Origin of the sequence: Streptomyces sp. NPDC048560 (assembly GCF_040650955.1) — a bacterium.
In the GTDB taxonomy this organism is placed as follows: Bacteria; Actinomycetota; Actinomycetes; order Streptomycetales; family Streptomycetaceae; genus Streptomyces.
This window is the reverse complement of record NZ_JBEZIJ010000007.1, coordinates 168473-192430: the sequence shown is the minus strand read 5'-3', so window position 1 is coordinate 192430 and position 23958 is coordinate 168473. Positions and strand designations below refer to the sequence as shown.

At 69.5% G+C, this 23958-nt stretch carries 18 protein-coding genes, 1 tRNA gene and 2 pseudogenes; 15 read left to right on the top strand and 6 right to left on the bottom strand.

Annotated elements, in window-relative coordinates:
* Window positions 1–3 precede the first annotated feature (3 nt).
* The gene (locus AB0C82_RS20105; RefSeq protein ID WP_362844212.1) at window positions 4–201 is read right to left on the bottom strand and encodes a ferredoxin; all 198 of its coding nucleotides are present in this window, start codon (window positions 199–201) and stop codon (window positions 4–6) included.
* A gap of 14 nt (window positions 202–215) precedes the next feature.
* Window positions 216–1454 (bottom strand): cytochrome P450, encoded by a 1239-nt coding sequence (locus AB0C82_RS20100; protein WP_362843630.1) that lies wholly within the window; start codon window positions 1452–1454, stop codon window positions 216–218.
* Window positions 1455–1696: 242 nt separating this feature from the next.
* Here AB0C82_RS20100 and AB0C82_RS20095 point away from each other — a divergent pair, with 242 nt between their 5' ends.
* Both AB0C82_RS20095 and AB0C82_RS20090 read left to right on the top strand, forming a co-directional pair.
* Window positions 1697–2440 carry an SDR family oxidoreductase gene (locus tag AB0C82_RS20095; protein ID WP_362843627.1) on the top strand — a complete coding sequence of 248 codons (744 nt, stop codon included), beginning with the start codon at window positions 1697–1699 and terminating at the stop codon, window positions 2438–2440.
* A 127-nt stretch (window positions 2441–2567) separates the two neighbouring features.
* Window positions 2568–4238: an ABC transporter substrate-binding protein gene (locus AB0C82_RS20090; RefSeq protein ID WP_362843624.1), complete on the top strand. Its 1671-nt coding sequence runs from the start codon at window positions 2568–2570 to the stop codon at window positions 4236–4238.
* A gap of 71 nt (window positions 4239–4309) precedes the next feature.
* On the opposite strand, the gene AB0C82_RS20085 is transcribed toward AB0C82_RS20090, so the two are convergent.
* Window positions 4310–5728: a LysR family transcriptional regulator gene (locus AB0C82_RS20085; protein WP_362843621.1), complete on the bottom strand. Its 1419-nt coding sequence runs from the start codon at window positions 5726–5728 to the stop codon at window positions 4310–4312.
* Between the two features lie 184 nt (window positions 5729–5912).
* Here AB0C82_RS20085 and AB0C82_RS20080 point away from each other — a divergent pair, with 184 nt between their 5' ends.
* From AB0C82_RS20080 to AB0C82_RS20055, 6 genes and pseudogenes are all read left to right on the top strand, one after another.
* Window positions 5913–7631: a thiamine pyrophosphate-binding protein gene (locus tag AB0C82_RS20080; protein WP_362843618.1), complete on the top strand. Its 1719-nt coding sequence runs from the start codon at window positions 5913–5915 to the stop codon at window positions 7629–7631.
* Window positions 7632–7633: 2 nt separating this feature from the next.
* Window positions 7634–9163: pseudogene (locus tag AB0C82_RS20075) on the top strand (asparagine synthase-related protein); the annotation flags it as partial.
* 91 nt (window positions 9164–9254) lie between these two features.
* On the top strand, window positions 9255–10214 hold the full coding sequence (speB, locus tag AB0C82_RS20070) for an agmatinase (protein ID WP_362843615.1): 960 nt from the start codon (window positions 9255–9257) through the stop codon (window positions 10212–10214).
* Window positions 10211–11191, top strand: coding sequence for a clavaminate synthase Cs1 (gene cs1 / locus AB0C82_RS20065; protein WP_362843612.1), 981 nt, complete (start codon window positions 10211–10213; stop codon window positions 11189–11191). The genes speB and cs1 overlap by 4 nt, the downstream gene beginning before the upstream one ends.
* Window positions 11192–11292: 101 nt before the next feature.
* Window positions 11293–12276 carry a hypothetical protein gene (locus AB0C82_RS20060; protein ID WP_362843609.1) on the top strand — a complete coding sequence of 328 codons (984 nt, stop codon included), beginning with the start codon at window positions 11293–11295 and terminating at the stop codon, window positions 12274–12276.
* Between the two features lie 124 nt (window positions 12277–12400).
* Complete coding sequence (locus tag AB0C82_RS20055) at window positions 12401–12844, top strand: rhodanese-like domain-containing protein (protein ID WP_362843606.1); 444 nt, start codon at window positions 12401–12403, stop codon at window positions 12842–12844.
* Here AB0C82_RS20055 and AB0C82_RS20050 read toward each other — a convergent pair.
* Together AB0C82_RS20050 and AB0C82_RS20045 are read right to left on the bottom strand one after the other, a co-directional pair.
* On the bottom strand, window positions 12841–13788 hold the full coding sequence (locus AB0C82_RS20050; RefSeq protein ID WP_362843604.1) for a GNAT family N-acetyltransferase: 948 nt from the start codon (window positions 13786–13788) through the stop codon (window positions 12841–12843). The two genes, AB0C82_RS20055 and AB0C82_RS20050, sit on opposite strands and share 4 nt — an antisense overlap.
* Window positions 13785–15155 (bottom strand): lysine 2,3-aminomutase, encoded by a 1371-nt coding sequence (locus tag AB0C82_RS20045; RefSeq protein WP_362843601.1) that lies wholly within the window; start codon window positions 15153–15155, stop codon window positions 13785–13787. Before AB0C82_RS20045 ends, AB0C82_RS20050 begins: the two co-directional genes overlap by 4 nt.
* Window positions 15156–15822: 667 nt before the next feature.
* Here AB0C82_RS20045 and AB0C82_RS20040 point away from each other — a divergent pair.
* The 7 genes from AB0C82_RS20040 to AB0C82_RS20010 all read left to right on the top strand — a co-directional run bounded on the left by AB0C82_RS20040 (window position 15823) and on the right by AB0C82_RS20010 (window position 23323).
* Window positions 15823–17121 (top strand): DinB family protein, encoded by a 1299-nt coding sequence (locus AB0C82_RS20040; protein ID WP_362843599.1) that lies wholly within the window; start codon window positions 15823–15825, stop codon window positions 17119–17121.
* A 79-nt stretch (window positions 17122–17200) separates the two neighbouring features.
* The gene (locus tag AB0C82_RS20035; protein ID WP_362843596.1) at window positions 17201–18505 is read left to right on the top strand and encodes a SidA/IucD/PvdA family monooxygenase; all 1305 of its coding nucleotides are present in this window, start codon (window positions 17201–17203) and stop codon (window positions 18503–18505) included.
* Window positions 18506–18507: 2 nt separating this feature from the next.
* A complete protein-coding gene (locus AB0C82_RS20030; RefSeq protein ID WP_362843593.1) occupies window positions 18508–19671 on the top strand; it encodes an aminotransferase class V-fold PLP-dependent enzyme in 1164 nt (387 codons plus the stop codon).
* A 65-nt stretch (window positions 19672–19736) separates the two neighbouring features.
* The gene (locus tag AB0C82_RS20025) at window positions 19737–20612 is read left to right on the top strand and encodes a hypothetical protein (protein WP_362843590.1); all 876 of its coding nucleotides are present in this window, start codon (window positions 19737–19739) and stop codon (window positions 20610–20612) included.
* Window positions 20609–21811, top strand: coding sequence for an MFS transporter (locus AB0C82_RS20020; RefSeq protein WP_362843587.1), 1203 nt, complete (start codon window positions 20609–20611; stop codon window positions 21809–21811). The genes AB0C82_RS20025 and AB0C82_RS20020 overlap by 4 nt, the downstream gene beginning before the upstream one ends.
* A complete protein-coding gene (locus AB0C82_RS20015; RefSeq protein WP_362843584.1) occupies window positions 21808–23010 on the top strand; it encodes an ATP-grasp domain-containing protein in 1203 nt (400 codons plus the stop codon). The genes AB0C82_RS20020 and AB0C82_RS20015 overlap by 4 nt, the downstream gene beginning before the upstream one ends.
* A 240-nt stretch (window positions 23011–23250) precedes the next feature.
* Window positions 23251–23323: transfer RNA gene (locus tag AB0C82_RS20010), tRNA-Arg, on the top strand.
* A 282-nt stretch (window positions 23324–23605) separates the two neighbouring features.
* Here the strand turns inward: AB0C82_RS20010 and AB0C82_RS20005 are convergent.
* A pseudogene (locus tag AB0C82_RS20005) lies at window positions 23606–23958 on the bottom strand (hypothetical protein); the annotation flags it as partial.

The following is a 23958-nucleotide window of genomic DNA, read 5'->3' as shown; positions in this document are numbered from 1 at the left end:
CGGTCAGTTCTCGGTGACCGTGATGGCGCCGCACGGACACAGGTCCGCGCACAGCCGGGCTCCTTCGTGGAGCGCGGGCGGCGGGGTGGGGTCGAGCAGCACCACGGTGCCGGTGTCGGGGTCCTGGCCGAAGATATCGGGCTCCGTGGCCGCGCACCGGCCCATGGCGCAGCAGGCCGTTACGTCGACGGTGACGGTCAGCCCGTCCGGGTCACTCACCAGGTCACCGGGAGGCTGCCGAGACCGTAACTCGACACCTCGTGACGGAAGTCGAGGTCCTCGAAGGGTACGGCGAGGCGCACGTCGGGCATCCAGCGCAGCACGGCGGCGAGCATCTCCTCGATCTCGGCCTTGGCCAGCCACTGGCCGAGGCACTGGTGGATGCCGTGGCCGAACGCGAGGTGCCGGCGGGCGTCCCGGTGCGGGTCCAGGGTGTCGGGGGACGGGAAGAGCTGCTCGTCCCGGTTGCCCGCCGACAGCGACAGCACGACGCCCTCGCCGGCCTTGATGAGTACGTCGCCGAGCTGTACGTCCTGGGTGGCCGCGCGGGCCAGACCGTTCTGCACGATGGAGTGGAAGCGCAGCAGTTCCTCGACGGCCGCGGGCAGCAGCTCCGGGTCCTCGCGCAGGGACGCGGCCAGGCCCTTGTCCGTGACCAGGCTCAGCAGGCTGAGACCTGCCTGGCTGGTGGTCGTGCCGTGCCCGGCGACCAGCAGCAGCCGGCACATGGGGACCATCTCGTCGATGTCCAGCGTGCCCTGGCGCACCTGGTCGAGGACCAGCCGGCTGATCAGGTCGTCGCCTGGCTCGCGGATGCGTGACTCGACGAGCTCGCGCAGGAAGGCGTCGAGTTCGTCACGGGCGGCGGCCACCTGCTGGGGGGTGTAGCCCCGGTCGATCAGGATGGCGCTCCGGTCCTCCATCAGGGCACGCTCGCCCGCGGGTATACCGAACATCGCGGCGATGACGCGGGACGGCACGGGAATCGTCAGTTTCGCGACGAGATCGACCGGACCCTCTCCGTCACCTCGCTCCGACACCACCTGCGAAAGAATGTCGTCCAGCATTTCCCGGAGCATCGGACGCATTTCATCGGCCCGACGCTGAAGGAATTCACGCGTGAGCATCGACCGCAGCCGCGAATGGTCAGGGTCGTCCATGCGGATGAACGAGGCGGATTTCGGCTGGGCCCGTACCAGCTGCGAGGTGGGCGTCATCATGGGAAATCCGGGGGCGCTGGTCACGGCGGTGAACCTGCGGTCCCCCAGCACGGCGCGGACGTGGGCGTGCGCGGTCACCAGCCACACCTCGCTGCCGTCCCACAGCGCCACCCGGCTCGCCGCCGGACCCGCCCTCAACTCCGCGAGCTGCGGCGGGGGATCGACCGGGCAGCCCCGGCGCATCGGGTAGGACGGTGCCGCCTTCCCGTCCTGGACCGCTACATCGTCTCGCATCATGTTCCGCCCATCAGTACACACAGGTCAGGCCGACGTGGGATCGCTGTCGCAATCTGCCCGATATGACGGACCGGCGTCCCCTGCCCCGGCGCACTGCGCATAACCGGCACGGAGTGCACATAACCCGTGATGGCAATGGGTATTCACGCACGATGGCCGTGCTGATAACGTCACCGATTCCGCGCCCGGGCGCATAGGCAATTCAAGGAACACACCGGCTCGAACAGTGGGAGTGACACATGTCAGGAATTCTGCAGGGAAAGGTCGCCCTCGTCACCGGCGCAAGCTCCGGTATCGGTGAGGCCACGGCACGCACCCTGGCCGCCGAGGGCGCGAAGGTGGCGATAGCGGCCCGCCGTACGGACCGGCTGGAGGCGCTTCGCGCGGAGCTGGAGGCCCAGGGCGCCACCGTGCTCGTGCTCCCGCTCGACGTCGCCGACGAGCAGGCCGTGCACGCCGCGGTCGCCACGACCGTGGAGACGCTCGGCTCGCTCGACATCCTCGTGAACAGCGCCGGCCTGATGCTGCTGGGACCCGTGGAGGGCGCCGACACCACGGACTGGACGCGCATGATGGACGTCAACGTCCTCGGACTGATGTACATGACGCACGCCGCGCTGCCGCACCTGCTGCGCAGCCGGGGCACGGTCGTGCAGATCTCCTCCGTCGCCGCGCGCGTGGTGGGCCGCGGCAGCGCCGCGTACAACGCCAGCAAGTTCGCCGTGAACGGCTTCAGCGAGGGGCTGCGCCAGGAGGTCACCGAGCGCGGGGTGCGGGTCGTGGTGATCGAGCCCGGAACCGTGGAGACGGAGCTGCGCGACCACATCACGCACGCTCCGTCGAAGGCCGCGATCCAGGAGCGGGTGACGAAGATCCGCCAGCTGCAGAGCGCGGACATCGCGGAGGCGGTGCGGTACGCGGTGACGGCGCCGGAGCACGCGACCGTCAACGAGATCTTCATCCGGCCGACGGACCAGGCCTGATCCGGTCGCGTGCCCACGCTATGCCGACCCGCCACCCGCTATGCGCGGGCCGGACAGCCGCACCGCTCCGAGTGACCCCGCGCACAGGATGTGTGCGGCAGTGCAACGCGAGGGAGGGCTACAGGAGATGACGACCAGCAAGCCGACGGAGACCGGCAGCGGCTTCGACGCCGGAGTGCACGGTGTGGTCCGGCCGACCACCGCGAGAGGGGGCACGCTCCGGCTGGTACGCACCGACGACTTCGACTCCCTGGACCCGGGGAACACCTACTACGCGTACACCTGGAACTTCCTGCGGCTCATCGGCCGGACCCTGGTCACGTTCGACACCGCGCCGGGCAAGGCGGGGCAGCGGCTCGTGCCGGACCTCGCCGAGAGCCTGGGCGAGTCGTCCGACGACGGGCGGACCTGGACGTACCGGCTGCGCGAGGGGCTGACGTATGAGGACGGCTCCCCCGTCACGTCCGGTGACGTCAAGTACGCGATCGCCAGGAGCAACTACGGCACCGACGTGCTCGGGGTCGGTCCGACGTACTTCCGTCAGCTGCTGGGCACCGGGTACGGCGGCCCCTGGCGGGAGCCCGACGTCGACGGTCCCGTGACGCTGGAGACCCCGGACGACCGCACCCTGGTCTTCCGGCTGCGTGAGCCCTTCGCGGGCATGGACCTGCTGGCGACCATGCCCAGCACCACCCCGGTCCCCCGCCACCTGGACACCGGCGCGGGCTACGCGGCGGGACCGGTCGCCACCGGGCCCTACCGGGTGGCCTCCTACACCCGCGGCAAGCTGGCCGTCCTGGAACCCAACCCGTACTGGGACAAGGCCACCGACCCGGTACGCCACCAGCGCGCCTCGCGGATCGAGGTGCTGCTCGGGGTGGAGCCGCACGAGGTCGACCGGATGCTCATCTCCGGCGAGGCCCACGTCGACCTGGCCGGCTTCGGCGTCCAGCCGCTGGCCCAGGAGCGCATCCTGGCCGATCCGGAACTGCGGGCCAACGCCGACAACCCGCTGACCGGCTTCACGTGGATCTACTGCCTGTCCAGCAACATCGCGCCGTTCGACAACGTGCACTGCCGCCGCGCCGTGCAGTTCGCCACGGACAAGCTGGCCATGCAGGAGGCGTACGGCGGTTCGGTCGGCGGCGACATCGCGACGACGATCCTCCCGCCCACCATCGACGGGTACGAGCCCTTCGACCGCTACCCGGTCGGCGAGGACGGCACCGGAGACCTGGAGGCGGCCCGCGCCGAACTCGCCCTGGCCGGGATGCCCGACGGCTTCAGGACGAAGATCGCCGCCCGCAAGGACCGGCTCAAGGAGTACCGGGCCGCGGAGGCGCTCGCGGCGGGGCTGGCGCGCGTCGGCATCGAGGCCGAGGTGCTGGACTTCCCGTCGGGCGACTACTTCGAGGTCTACGGCGGCTCGCCGTCCTATCTGGCCGAGCACGGCATCGGGATCATCATGTTCGGCTGGGGCGCCGACTTCCCCGACGGCTACGGCTTCCTCCAGCAGATCGTCGACGGCCGGGCCATCAAGGAGCGCGGCAACCAGAACATGGGTGAGCTCGACGACCCCGAGATCAACGACCTGCTGGACCGGGGCGCCACCTGCGCCGACCCGGTCGAGCGCGCCGAGATCTGGCAGCGCATCGACCGGCTGACGATGGAGCACGCGGTGATCGTGCCGTACCTCTATCCGCGCTCGCTGCTCTACCGGCACCCGAACGCCCGCAACGTCTTCGTCACGGGGTCCTTCGGCATGTACGACTACGTGGCGCTCGGAGCAGAGGACTGATCCCCGCCGCGGCCGGGACGGCCGGCCGGGGCGGGGATGACTCCGCCCCGGCCGGCCGTCCCGTACCCCCGCTAACCGGCCTTCGTCCACCGGCGCTGCGGCGCCGGGCGGCCCGTGCTCCGGCGGGCCGCGATGCCCGCCCCGTGGAATTCCCGCTCGTACGCGTCTAGTTGGCGCAGGAACTTCCGGGTGGAGCTGGTCAGCGACGTCCCCCGGGAACTGCGCAGCAGCAGCCTTGCGCCCAGGCGGAACTCCAGCCGGTGGATCCGGCGGGTCAGCGCGGACTGGCTGATGGAGAGCACCGCGGCGGCCCGGTTGATGCTGCCGTGCTGGGCGACCGCACGCAGCAGGTGAAGATCCTCGACGTCGAGCCGGCCCGGCTCCGCACCGGGTTCCGCCGCCCCGGAATCCGTGGACGCGGAGGGCTCCGCCGGCACCTGCGCGGCGGGGGCGGCGCCCGCGTCCTGGCGGTCCAGCTGCTCCCCGTACCACTGCGCCCACCAGGGGTCGCGGAGCATGTCCTGCCGGTGTTCGGCGAACCGTTCCAGGTAGCGGGCCGTGAGCAGGGTTGCCAGCTGCCCGGCCAGCGCCTGCGGAACCACGGCCGGGTCGACGATCAGCGTGCAGGTACGGCTGGGGCGCTCGACGACGGACCGGTGCACCAGGTTCGGGGTGTGCAGGACCGGGCCCGTGGGCGAGCCGAGGCCGACGACGTCGCCCCGGTGCAGCATGCCCCGGACGACCGAGGCCCCGGCCACCTGGATCCGTGCCGGCTTCGGCAGCCCCGCGGCGTGGAAGACCCGCTCGACCAGCACCTCCGACCCCGGCCCCGCCTCGCTCACCCAGTTCTCGTCCACCAGATCGGCCAGCGCGAGCGATTCCCGGTCGGCCAGCGGATGCCCGGAGGGCAGCGTGACCCACAGGGCGTCGTCGAGCACGTCGTACACCCGTACCGCCCGCTCGACGGACGCGTCCGGAGCGTCCAGCCCCCAGGTGTGCACGGCGTCCACGGAGAAGTCGGCCAGCTGCCGAAGTGCCCCGTGCGGGCTGTCGCGGCTGATGGACAACAGCACGCCAAGGGTGGCCGAGGCGTCCTCGACCACATCCTCCAGCAACGGTTCCGCGGACGCGATCGACAGGACGTCCGGGGGGTCCAGGGCCTCGGGTCCACCGCCGAATATCTCCGTACGCACCGCCAGGTCGACCTGCCTGAAGAAGCGCCGCCCGGCCACCAGCAGCCGCGAACCGGCCGCGGTCAGCTGCGCGGTGTGACAGCCGCGCCGGGTCAGCGCCAGGTCCACGTCCTTGTCGAGCCGGTCGAGCCTGCGCTCGACCGACCCCTGACGCAGACCGAGCCTCCGTGCCACCTCCGCGAGGTCTCCGCATCCCGCCACCGTGTCCAGAAGCCGCAGGTCCGCACGGGAGAAGGGAAACTGCGCCGGCGGAACGGGAACAGACGCCAAAACTCGCTCAAAAGGCACCGTGGACATCCTTTTTGATTGAGACCGACCGGCACTGGGGGGCCGGCTTCCGCATCAGAGTTCGGGGCGCGTCACTCCCACCCGTCTCCGCTCTCTCTCCGGCCCCTCCTCGGATATCCGGGAGAGAGCGGGCGAAGAGCGGCGACCGTCACGGTTCTCAGGTCTTGCCCATCGCTGAACGCCCAGGAGAGCCATGTCCCGCGTATCGACCGGCCCCAAGAACGAACCGACAGCTGCCCACGCACTGCTGACCCGGCTTCACGAGCACGGTGTGGACAAGGTCTTCGGCGTCGTCGGCCGCGAGGCCGCCTCGATCCTCTTCGACGAGGTCGAGGGCATCGAGTTCGTACTCACCCGGCACGAGTTCACCGCCGGTGTCGCCGCCGACGTGCTCGCCCGTATCAGCGGCCGGCCCCAGGCGTGCTGGGCCACGCTCGGCCCTGGAATGACGAACCTCTCCACGGGCATCGCCACGTCGATCCTGGACCGCTCGCCGGTCATCGCGCTCGCCGCCCAGTCCGAGTCCCACGACATCTTCCCCAACGACACCCACCAGTGCCTCGACCTGGTCGCCATCGCCAAACCGATGACGAAGTACGCCGTCGAGCTGGAGCGCCCGAGCGAGATCACCGACCTGGTGGACTCCGCGGTGTCGGCGGCCATGACCGAGCCGGTCGGCCCCTCCTTCATCTCCCTCCCGGTCGACCTGCTGGGCTCAAGCGAGGGCATCACCCTCGAAGGCAACCCGCCCGTCCGCACCCTGACCAAGCCCACCGGCATGGTCGACGCCGACTGGAAGACCGCCGCCGACGAGGCCGTCGAGCTGCTGCGCGGCGCCGAGCACCCGGTCCTGGCCGTCGGTGCCGCGGCCATCCGCTCCGGCGCCGTGGACGCCATCCGCGCCCTGGCCGAGCGGCTGAACATCCCGGTCATCACGACGTACATCGCCAAGGGCATCCTGCCGCACGAGCACGAGCTCAACTACGGTGCCGTCACCGGTTACATGGACGGCATCCTCGGCTTCCCGGCCCTGGAGACGCTGTTCGCCCCGGTGGACGTCGTCCTCACCGTCGGCTACGACTACGCCGAGGACCTGCGGCCCTCGATGTGGGCGCGCGGCCAGGAGAAGAAGACCGTCCGCATCTCCCCCACCCCGAACCCGATCCCCCGGGTGTACCGCCCCACGATCGACGTCGTCACCGACGTCCTGGCCTTCGTCGAGCACGTCGACGCGGCCACCAAGGACCTCGCCGCGAAGAACCGGCACGACATCGCCCCGCTGCGCGCGCGGATCGCGGAGTTCCTCGCCGACCCGACCGAGTACGAGGACGGCATGCGCGTCCACCAGGTCATGGACTCCATGAACGAGGTCATGGCCGAGACCGCGGGTGCGGGCCGCGGCACGATCGTCTCCGACATCGGCTTCTTCCGTCACTACGGGGTGCTGTTCGCCCGCGCGGACCAGCCGTTCGGCTTCCTCACCTCGGCCGGCTGCTCCAGCTTCGGCTACGGCATCCCGGCGGCCATCGGCGCCCAGATGGCCCGTCCCGACGAGCCCACCTTCCTCATCGCGGGTGACGGCGGCTTCCACTCCAACAGCGCCGACCTGGAGACCATCGCCCGTCTCAACCTGCCGATCGTCACCGTCGTCGTGAACAACGACACCAACGGTCTCATCGAGCTCTACCAGAACCTCGGCCACCGCCGCAGCCACGACCCGGCGGTCAAGTTCGGCAGCGTCGACTTCGTCGCCCTCGCCGAGGCGAACGGTGTCGACGCGACCCGCGCGACCTCGCGCGAGGAGCTGCTCGCCGCGCTGCGCAAGGGAGCCGAGCTCGGCCGCCCCTTCCTCATCGAAGTACCGGTCAACTATGACTTCACGACCGGTGGCTTCGGGGCACTGAGCATCTGATCATGTCAGCGCAGGAGTCTCCTGCCGCCTACGGATTCCTGGTCTCCGCCCAACTGGACGGAGACCGGGTCCTCGGTGCGGCCCACGCCACCCAGGGCACGAGCACCGGCTTCCGGGAACGTCTGCGGACGCAGACGGTCACCGCGTCGCTGGTCCATGCCCCCGCCATCTCCCCCGACCCCGCGGTCGCCCGCGACACGGACATCGCCGTGCTGGCCGTCGGCGAGATCTACAACGGGGACGACCTCCGGTCCGTACTCCCGTCCGCGGACGCCGCCACCGGCGACGCCCAACTGCTGCTCCAGCTGTTCCACCGGTACGGCATCCACGCGTTCCGTCTCGTCAACGGCCGCTTCGCCGCGGTCGTCGCGACCGGGCAGAGCGTCTACCTGGCGACCGACCACGCCGGCTCCGTCCCGCTCTACATCCGGCCAGGCCGCGGTGAGGTCTTCGCCTCCACCGAGGCCAAGACGCTGGCCAGGCACGGCGGACCGATGGGCCTGCCTGTCCCGTCCGCCCGCCGCGTGCGGCGCCTCGCCGGGGTCTACCAGGTCCCGGCCGGCACGGTGCTGGCCATCGACCTCAAGACCGGCACCACCGACGCCCACCGCACCTGGGCGCCGGCGCTCTCCCGCCGCATCGTCGAGGAGGACGAGGCGGTCGAGTCGCTGCGCGGGGTCCTGGACACCGCCGTCCGCTCCCGGCTGGGCCCCGACGGGCCGCCGCTCGTGGTGCTCTCCGGCGGCATCGACTCCTCCGGGGTCGCGGCGCTCGCGCGCCGGGCCGCCGGCGCCCTGGACACCGTGTCGATGGGGACCGAGACCTCGGACGAGTTCCCGCAGGCCCGCGTCGTGGCGGACCACCTCGGCTCGCACCACCGCGAACTGACCCTGCAGACCTCGGACCTGCTCGGCCGGCTGCCGCACACCATCTGGTCCGCGGAGTCGCTCGACCCGGACATCATCGAGTACCTGCTGCCCCTGAACTCCCTCTACGGGACGCTCAAGGGACCGCAGCGACGCATCCTCACCGGGTACGGGGCCGACATCCCGCTCGCCGGGATGCACCGCGAGGACCGGCTGCCGGACCTCGACACGGCGGTGGCGTACGACATGGCGACCTTCGACGGGCTCAACGAGATGTCGCCGGTGCTGTCGACGATGTACGGGCACTGGACCACGCACCCGTACTGGGACCGCGAGGTGCTCGACCACCTGGTCTCGCTGGAGGCCGGCCTCAAGCGCCGTTACGGGCGGGACAAGTGGGTGCTGCGGGCCGCCATGACCGAGCTCCTGCCGCACGAGACCGTCACCCGGCCCAAGCTCGGTGTGCACGAGGGCTCCGGCACCACCTCCGCGTTCAGCCTGATCCTCACGGAGCACGGCGTACCGGAGGAGTCCGTGCCCAGCGCCAAGCGCCAGGTCGTGCAGGAGCTGTTCGACCGCACCGTCGTCAACGGCGAGCACCCCGACCACGTCTCCACGTGGGACGTCGTCGGTGAGGTGGCCGACCAGCTCGCGGAGCGCCGCAGCGTGCCGTCCGCGCGACGCCCCGCGGGCTCGCCGCAGCTGCACGCCGCGCCCGTCCCCGGTCACCAGCCGGCTCCGGAAGGTGAGTGAACCAGTGCAGCGCATCGATTCGCATGTCTCGCCCCGTTACGCGCAGATCCCCACCTTCATGCGGCTCCCGCACGACACCGAGCCGAGCGGTTACGACGTGGTGGTCATCGGCGCCCCCTACGACGGCGGCACCAGCTACCGTCCGGGCGCCCGCTTCGGCCCCCGCGCGATCCGCAACGAGTCGGGGCTCATCCACGGAGTCGGCATCGACAGGGGCCCGGGGACCTTCGATCTCATCCGGTGCGCGGACGCCGGTGACATCGATCTGACGCCCTTCAACATGCACATCGCCATGGAGACGGCCGAGCAGCACCTCAAGGCGGTGCTGTCGGACAACGCGGCGTTCCTGATGCTCGGCGGCGACCACTCGCTGACCCTGGCGGCACTGCGCGCGGTCGCCGACCAGCACGGACCGGTGGCGGTGGTCCACCTGGACGCGCACTCCGACACCAACCCGGCTTTCTACGGCGGCGAGTTCCATCACGGGACGCCGTTCCGGCACGCCATCGACGAGAAGCTCGTCGATCCGTCGGCGATGGTCCAGATCGGCATCCGCGGCCACAACCCGAAGCCGGACTCGCTCGACTACGCGCGGGGGCACGGCGTCCGGATCGTCACTGCCGACGAGTTCGCCGACAACCCGGTGGCCAGGACCGCCGACCTCGTACGCGAGCGGGTCGGCAAGCGTCCTGTGTACGTGTCGGTGGACATCGACGTACTGGACCCGGCGTTCGCCCCGGGCACCGGCACCCCTGCCCCCGGAGGACTGACCTCCCGCGAAGTCCTCGCGCTGCTGCGCTGCATCGGGGACCTCAAACCGGTCGGCTTCGACGTCATGGAGGTCTCCCCGCTCTACGACCACGCGGGGATCACCTCCGTCCTGGCCACCGAGATCGGCGCGGAGCTGCTCTACCAGTACGCCCGCGCCCATCGCCCCAGAAGCGAAGGAGACAACGCACCATGACCGATCCGATCATCGACTGCTCACGGGACGGCGATCAGCTCCGCGCACTCGCCGCGCGGTTGCCGAAGGTTCCGCGCGCCGATCTGTACGCCTTCCTGGACACCGCCGCGCAGCACTCGGTGGAACTGCCACCGCACATCGGGGCCGCGCTCGACGCCTTCAACGCCGAGGGCAACAACGACGGTTACCTGCTGCTGCGCGGGCTTCCGGTGGACCAGGGCGACGCCCTGCCCGCCACCCCGACCAGTACCCCCGCACCGGTGGACCGGGGGCTCCTGACCATGGAGGCGATGCTCGCCCTCGTCGGGCGCAGGCTCGGGCTCCACACCGGCTACCAGGAGCTCCGCTCGGGCACCGTGTACCACGACGTGTACCCGTCGCCGGGCGCCCACCACCTGTCGTCGGAGACCTCCGAGACCCTGCTGGAGTTCCACACGGAGATGGCGTACCACGTCCTCCAGCCCAACTACGTGATGCTGGCCTGCTCCCGTGCCGACCACGAGCGCAAGGCCAAGACCCTCGTCGGTTCGGTCCGCAAGGCACTGCCGCTGCTCTCGGACGAGGTGCGCGCGCACCTCTTCGACCGCAAGATGCCGTGCTGCGTGGACGTGGCCTTCCGCGGCGGGGTGGAGGACCCGGGCGCGATCGCCCAGGTCAAGCCGCTGTACGGCGATGAGAAGGACCCGCTGCTGGGGTACGACCGTGAGCTCCTCGCCCCCGAGGAGCCCGCGGACAAGGAAGCCGTGGCGGCGCTGTCCGCGGCTCTCGACGACGTCACCGAGGAAGTCAGCCTGGTCCCCGGCGACGTACTCATCATCGACAACTTCCGTACGACGCACGCCCGTACGCCGTTCTCGCCGCGGTGGGACGGCAAGGACCGGTGGCTGCACCGCGTCTACATCCGTACCGACCGCAACGGCCAGCTCTCCGGCGGTGAGCGGGCAGGCGATGTGATCTCGTTCAGCCCGCGCCGCTGACCGGTTCCCCCACGGGAGTGGGCCGGCCCCCTTTTCCGGGGGCCGGCCTTCGCCACCTCCCGGCCCCTTTCTCTCATCCTCTTCATGACAAGGACTCAGAAATGCCGAGCACTTCGCGCCCGCGTACGGGCCTCCCGCTGCGACTCGCCGCCACCGTCGGCGCAGGCCTGCTGGTCGCCCTGGGCGCCGCCCCGGCCCAGGCGACGGCCGGAACCGCCGCCGCCACGGGCACCGTCCTGGCCTGGGCGTCCGGCGAGAACAACTGGGGCGAGGCCACCGTCCCCGCCGAGGCGCTGTCCGGTGTCTCCGCGATCGGCGGGGGCGACTACCACAGCCTCGCCATCAAGAACGGCAAGGTCCTCATGTGGGGCACCTGGATCTGCTGGCAGGTCACCGACTGCACGACGAACAAGATCTACGTCCCCGTCGAGGCCCAGTCCGGGGTCACCGCCGTCGCGGGCGGGGGCGACCACAGCCTCGCGCTGAAGGACGGCAAGGTGATCGCCTGGGGCAGCAACGCCAAGGGGCAGCTGAACGTCCCGGTCGAGGCCCAGTCCGGGGTGACGGCCATCGACGCCTACGGCAACCGGAGCATGGCGCTGAAGAACGGCAAGGTCATCACCTGGGGCGGGACCAATCTGGACGGCATACTCGACGTACCCGTGGAGGCCCAGTCCGGTGTGACCGCGATCTCCGCGGGGCACTCGCACAACCTGGCGGTCAAGAACGGCAAGACCATCGCCTGGGGCGGGGACAACTACTTCGGCGAGAAGAACGTCCCCACGGAGGCCACCACCGGAGTGAGCGACGTCGAGGCCGGGTTCGGGCAGAGCGTGGCGCTCAAGGGCGGCAAGGTGCTCGCCTGGGGGGACAACCGCAACGGCAGGTCCACCGTGCCGGCCGAGGCGCAGTCCGGTGTGACCGCCATCGCCACCGCCGACTTCCACAGCCTCGCGCTCAAGAACGGCAAGGTCATCGCGTGGGGCGGCGACGGCCTCCCCGGCAGCCCCTACGTACCGGCCGCCGCCACGACCGGCGTGACCGCGATCTCCGCGGGATCGAGCCACAGCCTGGCCCTCAAGTAGCCGCGGACACCGATCTCCTTACCCGGCCGGGAATTCCGGAATCCTCGTCCTTCTTGAAAAAAGATCATGCAACCACATACCCTGATACGGGTCGGAAGTGACGATGCTTCAGCAAGGAGTTGCCATGTCCCAAAGCCACGAGCTCTTCGAATTCCTTCAGTCCGAGAGCAAAATAGCCGGGGTGCCGGTTACGTCGGAGTTGTCGGCTACCTATTTCCTCGCGAAGCTTTCGTCGGAGTGCGACCCGTCGGACGTCGAGCACGACATTTCCCACAAGGTTCCCGGAGTGGCTGTCATCGACACGCGCAGCGCCGAGTCCTACCAGGAAGCCCACATTCCCGGCGCACTCAACCTTCCGCACCGGACTCTTTCATCGGAGCATGTCGCCGGTCTCGACCCTGAAGTCACTTATGTCACCTATGGCTTCGGACCCGACTGTAACGCCGGCACCAAGGGAGCGGCGAAGCTCGCGGTGCTGGGATTCCGGGTCAAGGAGATGATCGGCGGCTTCGAATACTGGAAGCGCGACGGGTTCCCGGTCGAGTCCGGGAACCCGGACGCCTCTTAAGGCCGGACGCGCGTTCCCCCGGGCGCACCCGGGGGACGCGTCTCCATTTCCTTCAGGAACGGTGCCGCGAACCGGCTCAGCTCGACGCCTTCCTCGGTGACGAAGATCCCGCTGAGCGCTCTTTCCGTGTCGTCGAGCGGATCCGCGTATCCGAGAACGAGGCAGGGATCGGCCAGCGTGGTCAGGTTCAGCACGAGATCCGCCTCGTCGCATCCGGTGGGATCGGCGAAATCCTGCGACGGAACCGCCGTGAAGCCCATGTTCACCTTGAACGCGTAAAGCCCCGCGCGCGTCAGGTGGCCGTAGAGGTTGGGCTCGTCGCCCAGCGTTGCCCAGGTGTAGCCCTTTTCGCGCGCGGTCCGCATGGCCGCGAAGTAGAGGGTGCGGGCCAGGCTCGACTTCCGCCAGGTCTCACTGACCGCGGAGAAGCGGATGCGGACAGCGTCTTCCTCGGGGCATTCCAGCACCAGGCAGCCGCCCACGAGCTCGTCGCCGTCGAACGCGAAGTGCGCGAAGTACTTCTGCGGACCGTTCAGCACGGTCTCCCGGTGCCGCCGCGCGTAGGCGACACCGAATTGCATGGTCGAAACCCGCTCCTCGTAGAGCGCCAGGAAGAGGTCCAGCGTCGCGGCCTCGACCTCGTCCTGCACGACCTCACGGAGAGCTGCCGCGGCCCTGCGCTGCGCGCGCCGTATGTCCTGGCGCGATTTGTTCTCCAGGCGGCCGAGGAACCGGTCCTCGTCGGCTTCGAGCCGGGCCATCCAGGTCAGCATCTCCGGCTTGCGTATGAACCCGCCCGCCGCGAGGTCGCTCCGCAGCTCCGCGGGCGGCCGGAGCATTCTGACCACGTCGATGTGCTGGTCGGACGAGGACCAGGGCTTCGTGACCAGGTCATCGGCTTCGATCAGGGCGACGGAGAGTCCGTGCTCGTCGACGATCTTCATTCGGCATCCTTCGGCGTCGGTGTATCGCTGCCGGATGTGACCTGATCCGCGCTCTTCCTCCACCAGTCCTGGCCGCTCTGCGGCAGTGTCGGTATCGGGTCGTAAAAGGGATATGCCTGCTGTGCCACCGAGGGGTCACTGACTTCCAGAGGCGTGCGGTAGTTCTTCGTCCAGTAGGAGATCCCCCGCTCGCGGTCGTACGAATCCACTTGATCGATCCACCGCTTCCCGACGAACGGGACATCGCAGACGATGCGGGGCGTGGCGAATCCGGGCAGGTACCCCATCATTCCGCGCTGGAGTTCCTGCGCCTCCCGCACGGAGACCCGCCAGTGCTCGCTGCTCGGGATCATGTCGCAGAGATAGAAGTAATAGGGCATGATTCCCGCCCCGTCGAGCAGCGCGAAGCACAGATCGAGCAGGGCCTCGACGGAATCATTGACTCCGCGCATGAGAACGCCCTGGTTGCGTACATCGCGGACACCGGCCTCGAACAGGGCTCCGGTGGCGCGGGCCACCGCCGGCGTGAGGGACTGGGCCGCGTTGGCGTGGGTGTGCACCGAGATGTGGACACCGCGTCGCCGGGCCTTCGCGCAGACGGCCGCCAGGCCGTCGAGCAGGTCCTTCTGCAGCCAGTGCTGCGGGAGTCCCACCAGGCCCTTCGTCGCCAGCCTGATGTCCCGGACGTTGGGTATGTCCAGCAGCGCGTCGAGGAAGGCCTCCAGCCTGGGCCACGGCACGTTCGCCACGTCCCCGCCGGAGACGACGACGTCGCGGATGCTCGGGTTGGTCCGCAGGAACTCCAGCATCCGCGCCAGGCGGTCGGCCGGCTTGAGCTCCAGACGCAGCTTGGTGACCTGCGGCGTCGAGTTGCCGACGAGGTCCATCCGCGTGCAGTGCCCGCAGTACTGCGGGCAGGTCGGGACCAGCTCGGCCAGCACCTTGGTCGGGTAGCGGTGAGTCAGTCCCTCCACGGCCCACATCTCCGCCTCGTGCAGGGAGTCCCGGCTCGCGTACGGGTGCGAGGGCCACTCGGAGTCCCGGTCGCTGTACACCGGCAGCATGTAGCGGCGCACCGGATCCGCGTACAGGCGTTCCGTGTAGCCCGGGCTGCCCGGCGCAAGGTCCGCCACGATCGTGTTCAGCATCTGTGGCGTGATCAGCATGGACATGGTGGCGCGATCGCGCTGGTCACGGGCCAGATCGGCCACGAAGGACTCATCGAGAAGATGGCCGAAAACCGCCTGGAGCCCGCGGGTGCTCTTGACGCAGTTGGCCCGCTGCCATTGCGCCGAGCCCCACTCGGCGGCCGTGATACGGGCCCACCCCGGGAATCGCGTCCAGTCCGGCTCGACCAGTTGACGCAATGTGTACTGATACGGCTGTGACGCCCCAATACCGCTCGCCGTCTCTCCCGGAAAGTGCGGAAGGACGCCCGAATTGGGCTGAGTCTTCATATTCTGAGGTCCTCAAGCTGAAGGCAGCCCGGAAGCCAGTAACTGCGGTGCGGGGCTACCGGTCTCGTCGGGAAGCGGCGTCGCCTGAGCGACCCTTCCGGGAAGGGATTCCACAGCGACCACCGAGATGATTAATGCAATCTCTACCCGACGACAGGGATGTTGATCAAGGGGTTCTCGCACTCTCGCGGCGTGTCGTCGTGCGACGAGGACGAAAGGTCGCGCAAGATTCAACCAACTGCCCGGCTTTCCCCCATAATTGGATGACACGGCTCTCCCGAGGCTTCCGGGGAATCGTCATTACATCCCTTGACAGTCGGTCACTCCCGGCCTGTAGGTTCATGATCGCTACAGGAAGGGGGGCACTCCTGTGTCTCTCCGTCGGAATGGAAAACAGGCCTGAGAGGGACGTACCTTGACAGTCAAGTGGGCGGATCAGCATGATTTTCAGGCGCTTCTCAAGCGTTCTGAAGCCGAGGACAAGCCCGTACTACTCGACCTTCATTCACCGGAGTGTGAGGGGTGTACGGGGCACGACCGAAGCATCTACGCCGACCCCGAGATATCTCGGGACATCATGGAACACACGCTTCCGGTAAGGGTGGTCACCACCGATCCGGACCGTGCGAGCACGGACATCATCAACAACCACATCTTCATCTGGTCGCCGACCGTCCAGCTGCTCGCGCCGGACCAGACGCGGTACCACGAGTGGAACGGCGCCCCGCGGCGCACCCGGCTCTCCGTGGGCTACCAGTCGGTCTTCCATGACACCGCCGGTCACCTGACCCCCCAGTCGTTCAGCGCCCAGCTCCTCGTCGGGCGCGGCAAGGCGTCCCTGCGCAAGAAGAAGTACGGGGAGGCGATCCGCCTCTTCGACGAAGCTGTCGCCCGCCACCCGCACGACCGCGTCACCGTCGAGGAGGCCGAGCGCTGGCGCAAGGTCGCCCGTGAGAGCGGCACCATCGAGACCTCGTGGGACATGCGGCAGCAGGTGACGACGTCGCCGCTCGCCGCCGCGGTGGAGCGCTTCGCGCAGACCGTGGCCGCCCTGCCGGACAGCGTCCTGATGGAGGACTGGATCGGCAAGCCCGGCCCCGGCGACTGGAAGTGGTACTCCGACTGCCTGCGCGAGGTCGTGCTCCAGGGCTACCAGGAGCTGTGCGACTTCGCCGTCGTCGCAGAGCGGGAACGCGCCAAGCACGGACCGGAGTTCAACGACACGCACCGCCTGCTGGGCCAGCACCGCTTCGCCTACCGCGAGTTCCAGTCCCTCTTCGTCGGAGTCCCCGACTCCCTCCTGGACCGGACCCCGCTGCGCTCCGAGCGCTCGATCCGCGAGAACCTCGCCCACGTGATCATGGCCGAGTGGTGGGCGTACCGGCCGCAGATCCTCCACGCGCTGGAGCGCGGCCGCCAGGGCCTCTCGCCGGAGGTCGTGCCGGCCACCGACACCGTCGCGCAGCACGGTGAGCCGCTGGGCAGCCACGAGAGCCTGCACGAGCTCCTCGCCCTCTACGAGCGCCTGCACCTGCAGAACACCCAGGACTACATGGGCATCACCGACGACGAGTTGGGCATCCGGTCCGCCTGGTGGGAGCTCGGCCCGGTCGAGCTGCGCTTCCGGCTGAAGCGCTACATCTGGCACCCGCGGGACCACGCGGTCTCGATCGACAAGATCCTCGACGCCTCCGGTCACCGCCACACGGCCAACCACCGGTTCGCGTCGCGCCTGTTCAGCGGACTCGGTACGGCCGAGGCGTCCCTCATCGGCGCCGACGGCTTCATGTCGGACCGTCTGGAGACCCTCACGGCGACGATCGAGGAGCGTGCCGACGAGGCCGCGCGTCTGCTGAGCCAGATCACCCCGGCCTGACGCCCCACAGGCTGTTTCCGCGCCGCGACGGCGCGGGAACGGCCTGCCGACTCCCGCCCGACCGAAGGCCGAAGAACACATGACTCACCTTGAGGTGGAGATCCTCGCGATCGGGGCCGGCCCGGCCAACCTCGCGCTGGCTGTCGCCCTGGAGGAACTCTCCCCGGAACTCGCCCGGCAGACCATGATGGTCGAGCAGAGTGAGGGCATCGTCTGGCAGCGCGGACTCCTGGTCCCGTGGGCGCAGAGCCAGGTGTCCTTCCTCAAGGACCTGGCCACGCTGCGCAACCCGCGGTCGCGTTTCACCTTCGTCAACTACCTGCACGAGTCCGGCCGGCTGGACGACTTCATGAGCCTCGGCACGTTCACCCCGTACCGCCGGGAGATATCGGACTACCTCCGCTGGGTCGCGGACGAACTGGAGCACGTGAAGCTCCACTTCAACCGCAGGGCCGTGGAGATCACGCCGGTCCGTGACGCGGACGGCGGCCTGGCGCACTGGGACGTCACCTTCGTCGACGGAACGGTCGTACGGGCCCGCCATCTGGTGGCGGCGTGCGGCCGCGACCCCCAGATACCCGAGGTGTTCAGGGACCTGCCGGCCGAGCGGGTGGTGCACAGCAGCGAGTACTCGCAGCGCGTACCGGCTCTCTCCGCCCGGGCCTCGCGGCGCATCGCGGTGATCGGCGGAGCGCAGAGCGCGGTGGAGATGGTCCAGGCCGTCCAGGACGACGTGCCGGGCTGCTCGCGTGTGCTGATCACGCGGGGGATCGGCCTCACCCCGTACGTGACCTCCAAGTTCACCAGCCGCTACTACTCCACGGCGGCGTCAAGGGAGTTCTACGACCTCGGCGAGGAAGGGCGCGGGCTGATCCTGGACGAGATGGCACGCAGCAACTACTCGGGAGTCACGCCCGAACTGCTCGACGGCCTCTACCACCAGATGTACCGCGACCGGCTCGACGGCAAGGAGGGCCTGCGCATCCTGGCCTCCTGCGAGATCGTCTCCGCGACCGAGAGCGAGGACGGGGTCGTACTCGCCCTCCGCGACCGGATCACCGGTGAGCGTTCGGAGCTGGCCTGCGACACCGTGCTGCTGGGGACCGGCTACGACCAGGCCATGCCGGCCGTACTCCGGCGGCTGGGGCAGTCACTCGGCCTCGCCGGACTGGAGGTCCTGCGCAACTACCGGGTCGCCACCGGTGACCTCGGAGCCGACGCGGCCACGCTCCACCTCCAGGGGGTCAACGAGGCCACCCACGGGATCGCCGACTCGCTCCTGAGCACCATGGCGAACCGGGCCGGCGACATCGTCGAGGACCTCATCCGGCATGTGGAGGCACGGGCGACGGCGGACGGGACCGACACGGCGACACCCCGGTGAACGTGACCCGGCTCCGCGCGGCGACTCCCGGCTGCGCACGCTCCGCCTATTTCGACAACGCGGGATCCGCCCTCCCCTCCGAAGGCGTCACCCGCACGGTGATCGACCATCTCCTGCTGGAACAGCGCGTCGGCGGCTACCTCGCCGCCGACCGCGCGAGTTGCCGGCTGGAGTCGGTCTACACCTCCGCCGCCGGACTGATCAACGCCCACCCGGACGAGATCGCCCTGGTGGAGAGCGCCACCAGGGCCTGGGACATGGCGTTCTACTCCATCCCCTTCCGGCCGGGCGACCGCATCCTCACCTCACGCAGCGAGTACCCGAGCAACGCCCTCGCCTTCCTGCACGCCAGGAAGCGGTACGGCGTCCGGGTCGAGGTCGTGCCCGATGACGACCAGGGGCAGCTGTGCGTCGACTCGCTGGCCGCGATGCTCGACCGGGGCGGCGTCCGGCTGGTGGCGGTCAACCACGTGCCCACGTACAACGGAGTGGTCCATCCGGCCGCCGCCATCGGCGCGCTCGCCAACCGGGCGGGCGCCCTCTTCCTCCTCGACGCCTGCCAGTCGGCCGGCCAGCTCCCCCTGGACGTACGGGAGATCGGCTGCCACCTGCTGTCGGTGACCGGACGCAAGTATCTGCGCGGGCCACGCGGGACCGGTTTCCTCTACGCGTCCCGCGAGGTGCTCCCTGCCCTGGATCCCCCGCTGCTGGACCTGCGGGCGGCCACCTGGCAGGACGGCGACACCTACGCGTTACAGCCGAACGCCCGGCGCTTCGAGTCGTGGGAGAAGAACGTGGCGGGTCTGCTCGGTCTCGGCGCCGCGATAGACGAGGCACGCGACCTCGGCGCGGACCGCATCAGGGCCCGGGTCTCGCAGCTCGCCGACCGCCTCAGGGACGGGTTGTCGACGCTCGGGGACGTCACGGTGCGGGACAGCGGCGCGGTCCGGAGCGGCATCACCACGTTCACCAGGCACGGGCGCGACGCGGAGGAGCTCGTGAAGGGGCTGGGCGAGGCAGGGGTGACCGTCGCGACCGCCTTCCCGTCCCGCGCCAGATTCGACACGCGCCCGGACAAGCCGGCCGAGGTCGTACGGGCGTCGGTGCACTACTACAACACCGAAGCCGAGGTGGAGAAGCTCGTCGATACCGTCGGCGGGCTGTAAGACATGGCGGCGGGGCCTGGCCTCGTGGCCGCATCGGGCTTTACGGACAGCGAGATGGCTGGACTATGACGTACAGGTTCCTCACCGTGGACGACCACGGTGCCGAGCCGGATCCGGGCGCTCCGTGGGCACCCCGGCACCGGGTCCACGAGCACACGCACCAGTCCCTGGTCGTCAGTACGGCGACCGGAGTGTTCCGCACGGATCCGAGAGCCCTGACGGAACGTTTCTTCGATATGCATCTGGCGACCTCGCCCTGGGGAACGCACGAGGTGGTCTTCAAATGGCCTGTGCCGGTGGCCGGGGTGGGGCCGGTGACCGGGGCGGTTTCGGGGGCAGCGCCGGTTTCGCGACCGGTTTCGGGGCCGGGTGGATCGGGGACTGACCCGCACCGGCTCACGGCCTCGCTCGTCGAGCGTTACGGCGGCGAGGCGTGGACGGTGGGCGGGCACTTCCTGATCGCCCTGCGCACGGACTTCGCGGGCAGCGCGCAGACCCCGCACTTCCCGCTGGGCCGCCTGGCGAGCGTTCGCGCGGGCCTCGCCTCCGGGGACCGCCGCGCCCTCTACCTGGGCTGGCTGGCCCTGCTGGGGCGGCCCGAGCTGTACGGCCCGGGTGAACTGCGGGAGCTGGAGCACGAGACGGAGCCGCCCGTCCCGCAGGGCTTGGGCGCACTGGACTCCGGTCTCCGTCTGCTGGCCCGGATCCTCTGCGTGCACCCCCGGCTGCTCAGCAGCGCGGCGGCAGCTGAACCGGCCCGCCCGCGTTCCGTCGCCTCCCTGCTGCGCGCGGCGACGGACCTGCCAGAGAGCGGGGCGGACAGCCGGCAATTCCCTCAGACTTCGGGCCGTGGGCCCTCGTACGACGTTGCGAGCAAGGAACAGCGGAAGGAAACGCACATGCCTATAGAAAGCCTCTCTTGGGGGCAGCCGACCCGATGAGGACATTCTGGCTTTTCACGGGCGCCAACGCAGTGTCGACGATGGGGAACACGTTCCTCTACGTCGCCATCCCCCTGGCACTGCTCGAATCCACCGGGTCCGCGTTCCTGGCTGTTCTGAGCGTCGCCGCGCAGACCCTGCCGTATCTCCTGGCTCCCCTGCTCGGTCCCTTCATCGACCGCTACGACCGGCGCGTCCTCTTCGCGGCCGGTGAACTGATCCAGGCCGCGGCCGTCGCGCTCATCCCGGTGGCACTCTGGTACTCCCAGATCCCGGCCGTGTTCGCCGCGCTCTTCGTGATCGGACTCGCGAACGTCGTGTCGGACGTCGCGGGTGACTACGGGCTGATCCCGATGCTCGTGCCGAGCGAGCGACTGGACCGCGCGTCCAGCCAGTTCACCTCGCTCCTGCTGACCGCCCGGTTCGTCGGCCCCGCGCTCGCGGGCGTCGTCGTCGCCTCCCTCGGTACGACCTGGGCCCTCGAACTCAACGCCCTGACCTTCCTGTTGACCGCGCTCACCACCGTGGTCATGCCGTACGTGGCCCAGGAGCCGACCGAGGCGTCCCTGGCACAGATGCTCAAGGAGGGTGTGGCCTACTTCTGGTCGCAGACCGATCTGCGACGGCTCGCCCTGGTCCTGGCCCTCTACAACGTGGGAGCCGGCGCGCTGGAGTCCACCCTGCTGACGGTGGGCGGAGGCGAGTGGGACTGGTCGCCGAAGCAGCTCGGCATCGCGGTGTCCATCGCCGCCGTCGCCGCCGCGGCCGGAGCGGGACTGAGTTCCCGTACGTTGGTCGGGGGCAACCGGAAACGCCAGCTCATGGTGTGGCTGGTGATCTGCGGCGTGGGCGCGGTCGGCCTGCTCGCCCCCTGGCCGCTGGCCGTGGTCACCGGCTTCGCGGTGCTCTGCTTCGGGGAGGGCGGCATCAACGCCGCGACCATGGCCTACCGGCAGCAGGTCATCCCCGACCACCTGTCCGGGCGGGTGAACGCCGTGATCCGTACGTTCATCACCGGAGCCGTCCCCGTCTCCTCCCTCGTCCTCGGCTTCACCGTCACCCTCGGCAGCTCGGCGTGGGTCTTCGTCCCCGTCCCGATCATGGTCGGTACCGCGATCCTGCTGTGGTCGGGAATGCGCCGGACGGAAAAGCCCCAGCCCGCAGCGGGACCGGTTTCCGACGAAAGGATTGCGCGATGAAGAAGGTTCTCCTCGTCAACACGAGCAGCGATGTCGCGGCCAGGCGCCTTCAGGAGCGCACCGACATCCAGCTCTCCGTCATCACGAGTCCGAATTACCGGGGCTTCTACGACGACGGCACGGATGTCACCTATGTGGACGACGTCGAAGACCTCACCCAGGTCCGGCTCGCAGCTCTCGGCATCCGCCGCCGCAACGCGTTCGACCACGTGGTCTCCCCCTCGGAATACAGCCTGCAGGCCGGGGGCTACGTCCGTTCCTACTTCGGCATACCGGGAGTGGGTTACGAGGCGTCCAACGCCCTGTCCAACAAGCACGTGATGAAGCAGCGGCTCCAGAGCGCCGGGATACCGGTGGCCCGCTTCCAGCAGCTGGCACAGCTGAGCGACGCGCGCGACGCCGCGCGGCACATCGGCTGGCCCCTGGTGGTGAAGCCAGTCATCGGCGGCGGCAGCGAGGACGTGTTCGTCGCCCGGAGTCCGGAGGAGGTGACCGAACTCGAAACGGCGGAGCGGTCGGCTTCACTGCGGAACTCGCCCTACCCGATGCTCGCCGAGGAATTCGTCGACATCGAGACGGAGTTCCACTGCGACGGAGTGGTGATCGGCGGCGAAGTCCGCTTCACCTCGGTCTCGAAGTACTTCGCTCCGCTGCTGCAGAGCGTGGGGAAGCTGGTCGGCTCCTACACCGTTCCCGCGGACGATCCGGACGCCAAGGAGATCCGTGACCTCCACACGGATGTGGTCTCCGCGCTCGGCCTGCGCGACGGCGTCACCCACCTGGAGGTCTTCAAGGTCGCGGGCGGCTACCTGGTGGGCGAGGTCTCGTGCCGGCCCGGAGGCGGCGGGATCGCGGACCTGGTCCGCACACACCACGGGGTCGACCTGTGGCACGTCCTCATCGAGACGTCCCTGGGCGAGGCTCCCGCGATCGCTCCGCAGTCGATGGACGGCTGCTCCGCCGTGTACTTCCTGCCCCGACCGCAGGGCGTCATCACCGAGCTGAGCTCCGCCGACGAGCTCCTGGAATGCCCCGGCGTGATCCACGTCGAGGTGCGCTCCCGGCCGGGCGACGTGGAAACCGGAACCCTGCACTCGGCGAGCCAGGCCGGCTTCGCCCTGCTCCACGCCGGCACGGAGGAAGAGGTCACCCGGAACGTCGCGGAACTCACCCGGCGCTACCGGATCACGACGGCCTGAGCACAGAAGCAACCCGGCGCCGCTCCCGGCCCGCCATGTCACGATCACGACGGGCCGGGGGCGCACCAGCACAGCGCGATCGGCTAGGCTGTCTGCGGTCAGTGGGCTACCAGGCCGCTGCCCGGGAAAGTGTCCGCGAGGACGCCGCCCCGGCGGCATCCGGACACCAGCTGACCAGGAGGTTTGCCACACCGGCCGACGATCCCCCGGGATTATCGGCACGATGCCACGCAGACCCCCGCCTTCGTAGCTCAGGGGATAGAGCACCGCTCTCCTAAAGCGGGTGTCGCAGGTTCGAATCCTGCCGGGGGCACAAAGGAAAGGGCCCGGGCCGATCATGGTCCGGGCCCTTTTTGACGGCGCCATTCGACGGCAGTCGTGTCTCGGGCGCCCGGCAGACGGCGCGTGAGCAGGCGGTCCATGTGGCTGGTCGTCGCCCGTCGGGTGTCCTGGACGATGGGCGAAAAGGGGGGAGCCGGTCTCACTGACTCCCACCCTCTTCTCGGTGTCTCTCAGTGTTTCCCGACAGATCGCCGCCACGCTCCTCAGCCCTCGGAGCTCAGCACTTCCCCGCCCCGGCCGTCCCGCGGAAGGATCAGGGCTGGTACCAGAACCTGTCTTGCACCGATCCGTTAGCGCCGACGAACCAGGTTTCCATGCTGCCCGGGATCCGCGACACCGCCGTGACCGAACCGGTCGTCGACGCACTGCCCGCAGGAGCCAGCTCGAAGCCCTGCCAGTTGCCACCCTCGTACCAGAACCGGTCCTGCACCGAACCGTTCGCCCCGACGAACCAGGTTTCCATGCTGCCCGGGATCCGCGACACCGCCGTGACCGAACCGGTCGTCGACGCACTGCCCGCAGGAGCCAGCTCGAAGCCCTGCCAGTTGCCACCCTCGTACCAGAACCGGTCCTGCACCGAACCGTTCGCCCCGACGAACCAGACCT

Excerpts from the sequence above, each read along its gene's own strand:
- AB0C82_RS20100 (WP_362843630.1), bottom strand. The coding sequence starts at position 1,454 with ATGCGAGACGATGTAGCGGTCCAGGACGGGAAGGCGGCACCGTCCTAC.
- AB0C82_RS20095 (WP_362843627.1), top strand. The coding sequence starts at position 1,697 with ATGTCAGGAATTCTGCAGGGAAAGGTCGCCCTCGTCACCGGCGCAAGC.
- AB0C82_RS20090 (WP_362843624.1), top strand. The coding sequence starts at position 2,568 with ATGACGACCAGCAAGCCGACGGAGACCGGCAGCGGCTTCGACGCCGGA.
- AB0C82_RS20085 (WP_362843621.1), bottom strand. The coding sequence starts at position 5,728 with ATGTCCACGGTGCCTTTTGAGCGAGTTTTGGCGTCTGTTCCCGTTCCG.
- AB0C82_RS20080 (WP_362843618.1), top strand. The coding sequence starts at position 5,913 with ATGTCCCGCGTATCGACCGGCCCCAAGAACGAACCGACAGCTGCCCAC.
- cs1 (WP_362843612.1), top strand. The coding sequence starts at position 10,211 with ATGACCGATCCGATCATCGACTGCTCACGGGACGGCGATCAGCTCCGC.
- AB0C82_RS20060 (WP_362843609.1), top strand. The coding sequence starts at position 11,293 with ATGCCGAGCACTTCGCGCCCGCGTACGGGCCTCCCGCTGCGACTCGCC.
- AB0C82_RS20055 (WP_362843606.1), top strand. The coding sequence starts at position 12,401 with ATGTCCCAAAGCCACGAGCTCTTCGAATTCCTTCAGTCCGAGAGCAAA.
- AB0C82_RS20050 (WP_362843604.1), bottom strand. The coding sequence starts at position 13,788 with ATGAAGATCGTCGACGAGCACGGACTCTCCGTCGCCCTGATCGAAGCC.
- AB0C82_RS20040 (WP_362843599.1), top strand. The coding sequence starts at position 15,823 with ATGGAACACACGCTTCCGGTAAGGGTGGTCACCACCGATCCGGACCGT.
- AB0C82_RS20035 (WP_362843596.1), top strand. The coding sequence starts at position 17,201 with ATGACTCACCTTGAGGTGGAGATCCTCGCGATCGGGGCCGGCCCGGCC.
- AB0C82_RS20025 (WP_362843590.1), top strand. The coding sequence starts at position 19,737 with ATGACGTACAGGTTCCTCACCGTGGACGACCACGGTGCCGAGCCGGAT.
- AB0C82_RS20020 (WP_362843587.1), top strand. The coding sequence starts at position 20,609 with ATGAGGACATTCTGGCTTTTCACGGGCGCCAACGCAGTGTCGACGATG.
- AB0C82_RS20015 (WP_362843584.1), top strand. The coding sequence starts at position 21,808 with ATGAAGAAGGTTCTCCTCGTCAACACGAGCAGCGATGTCGCGGCCAGG.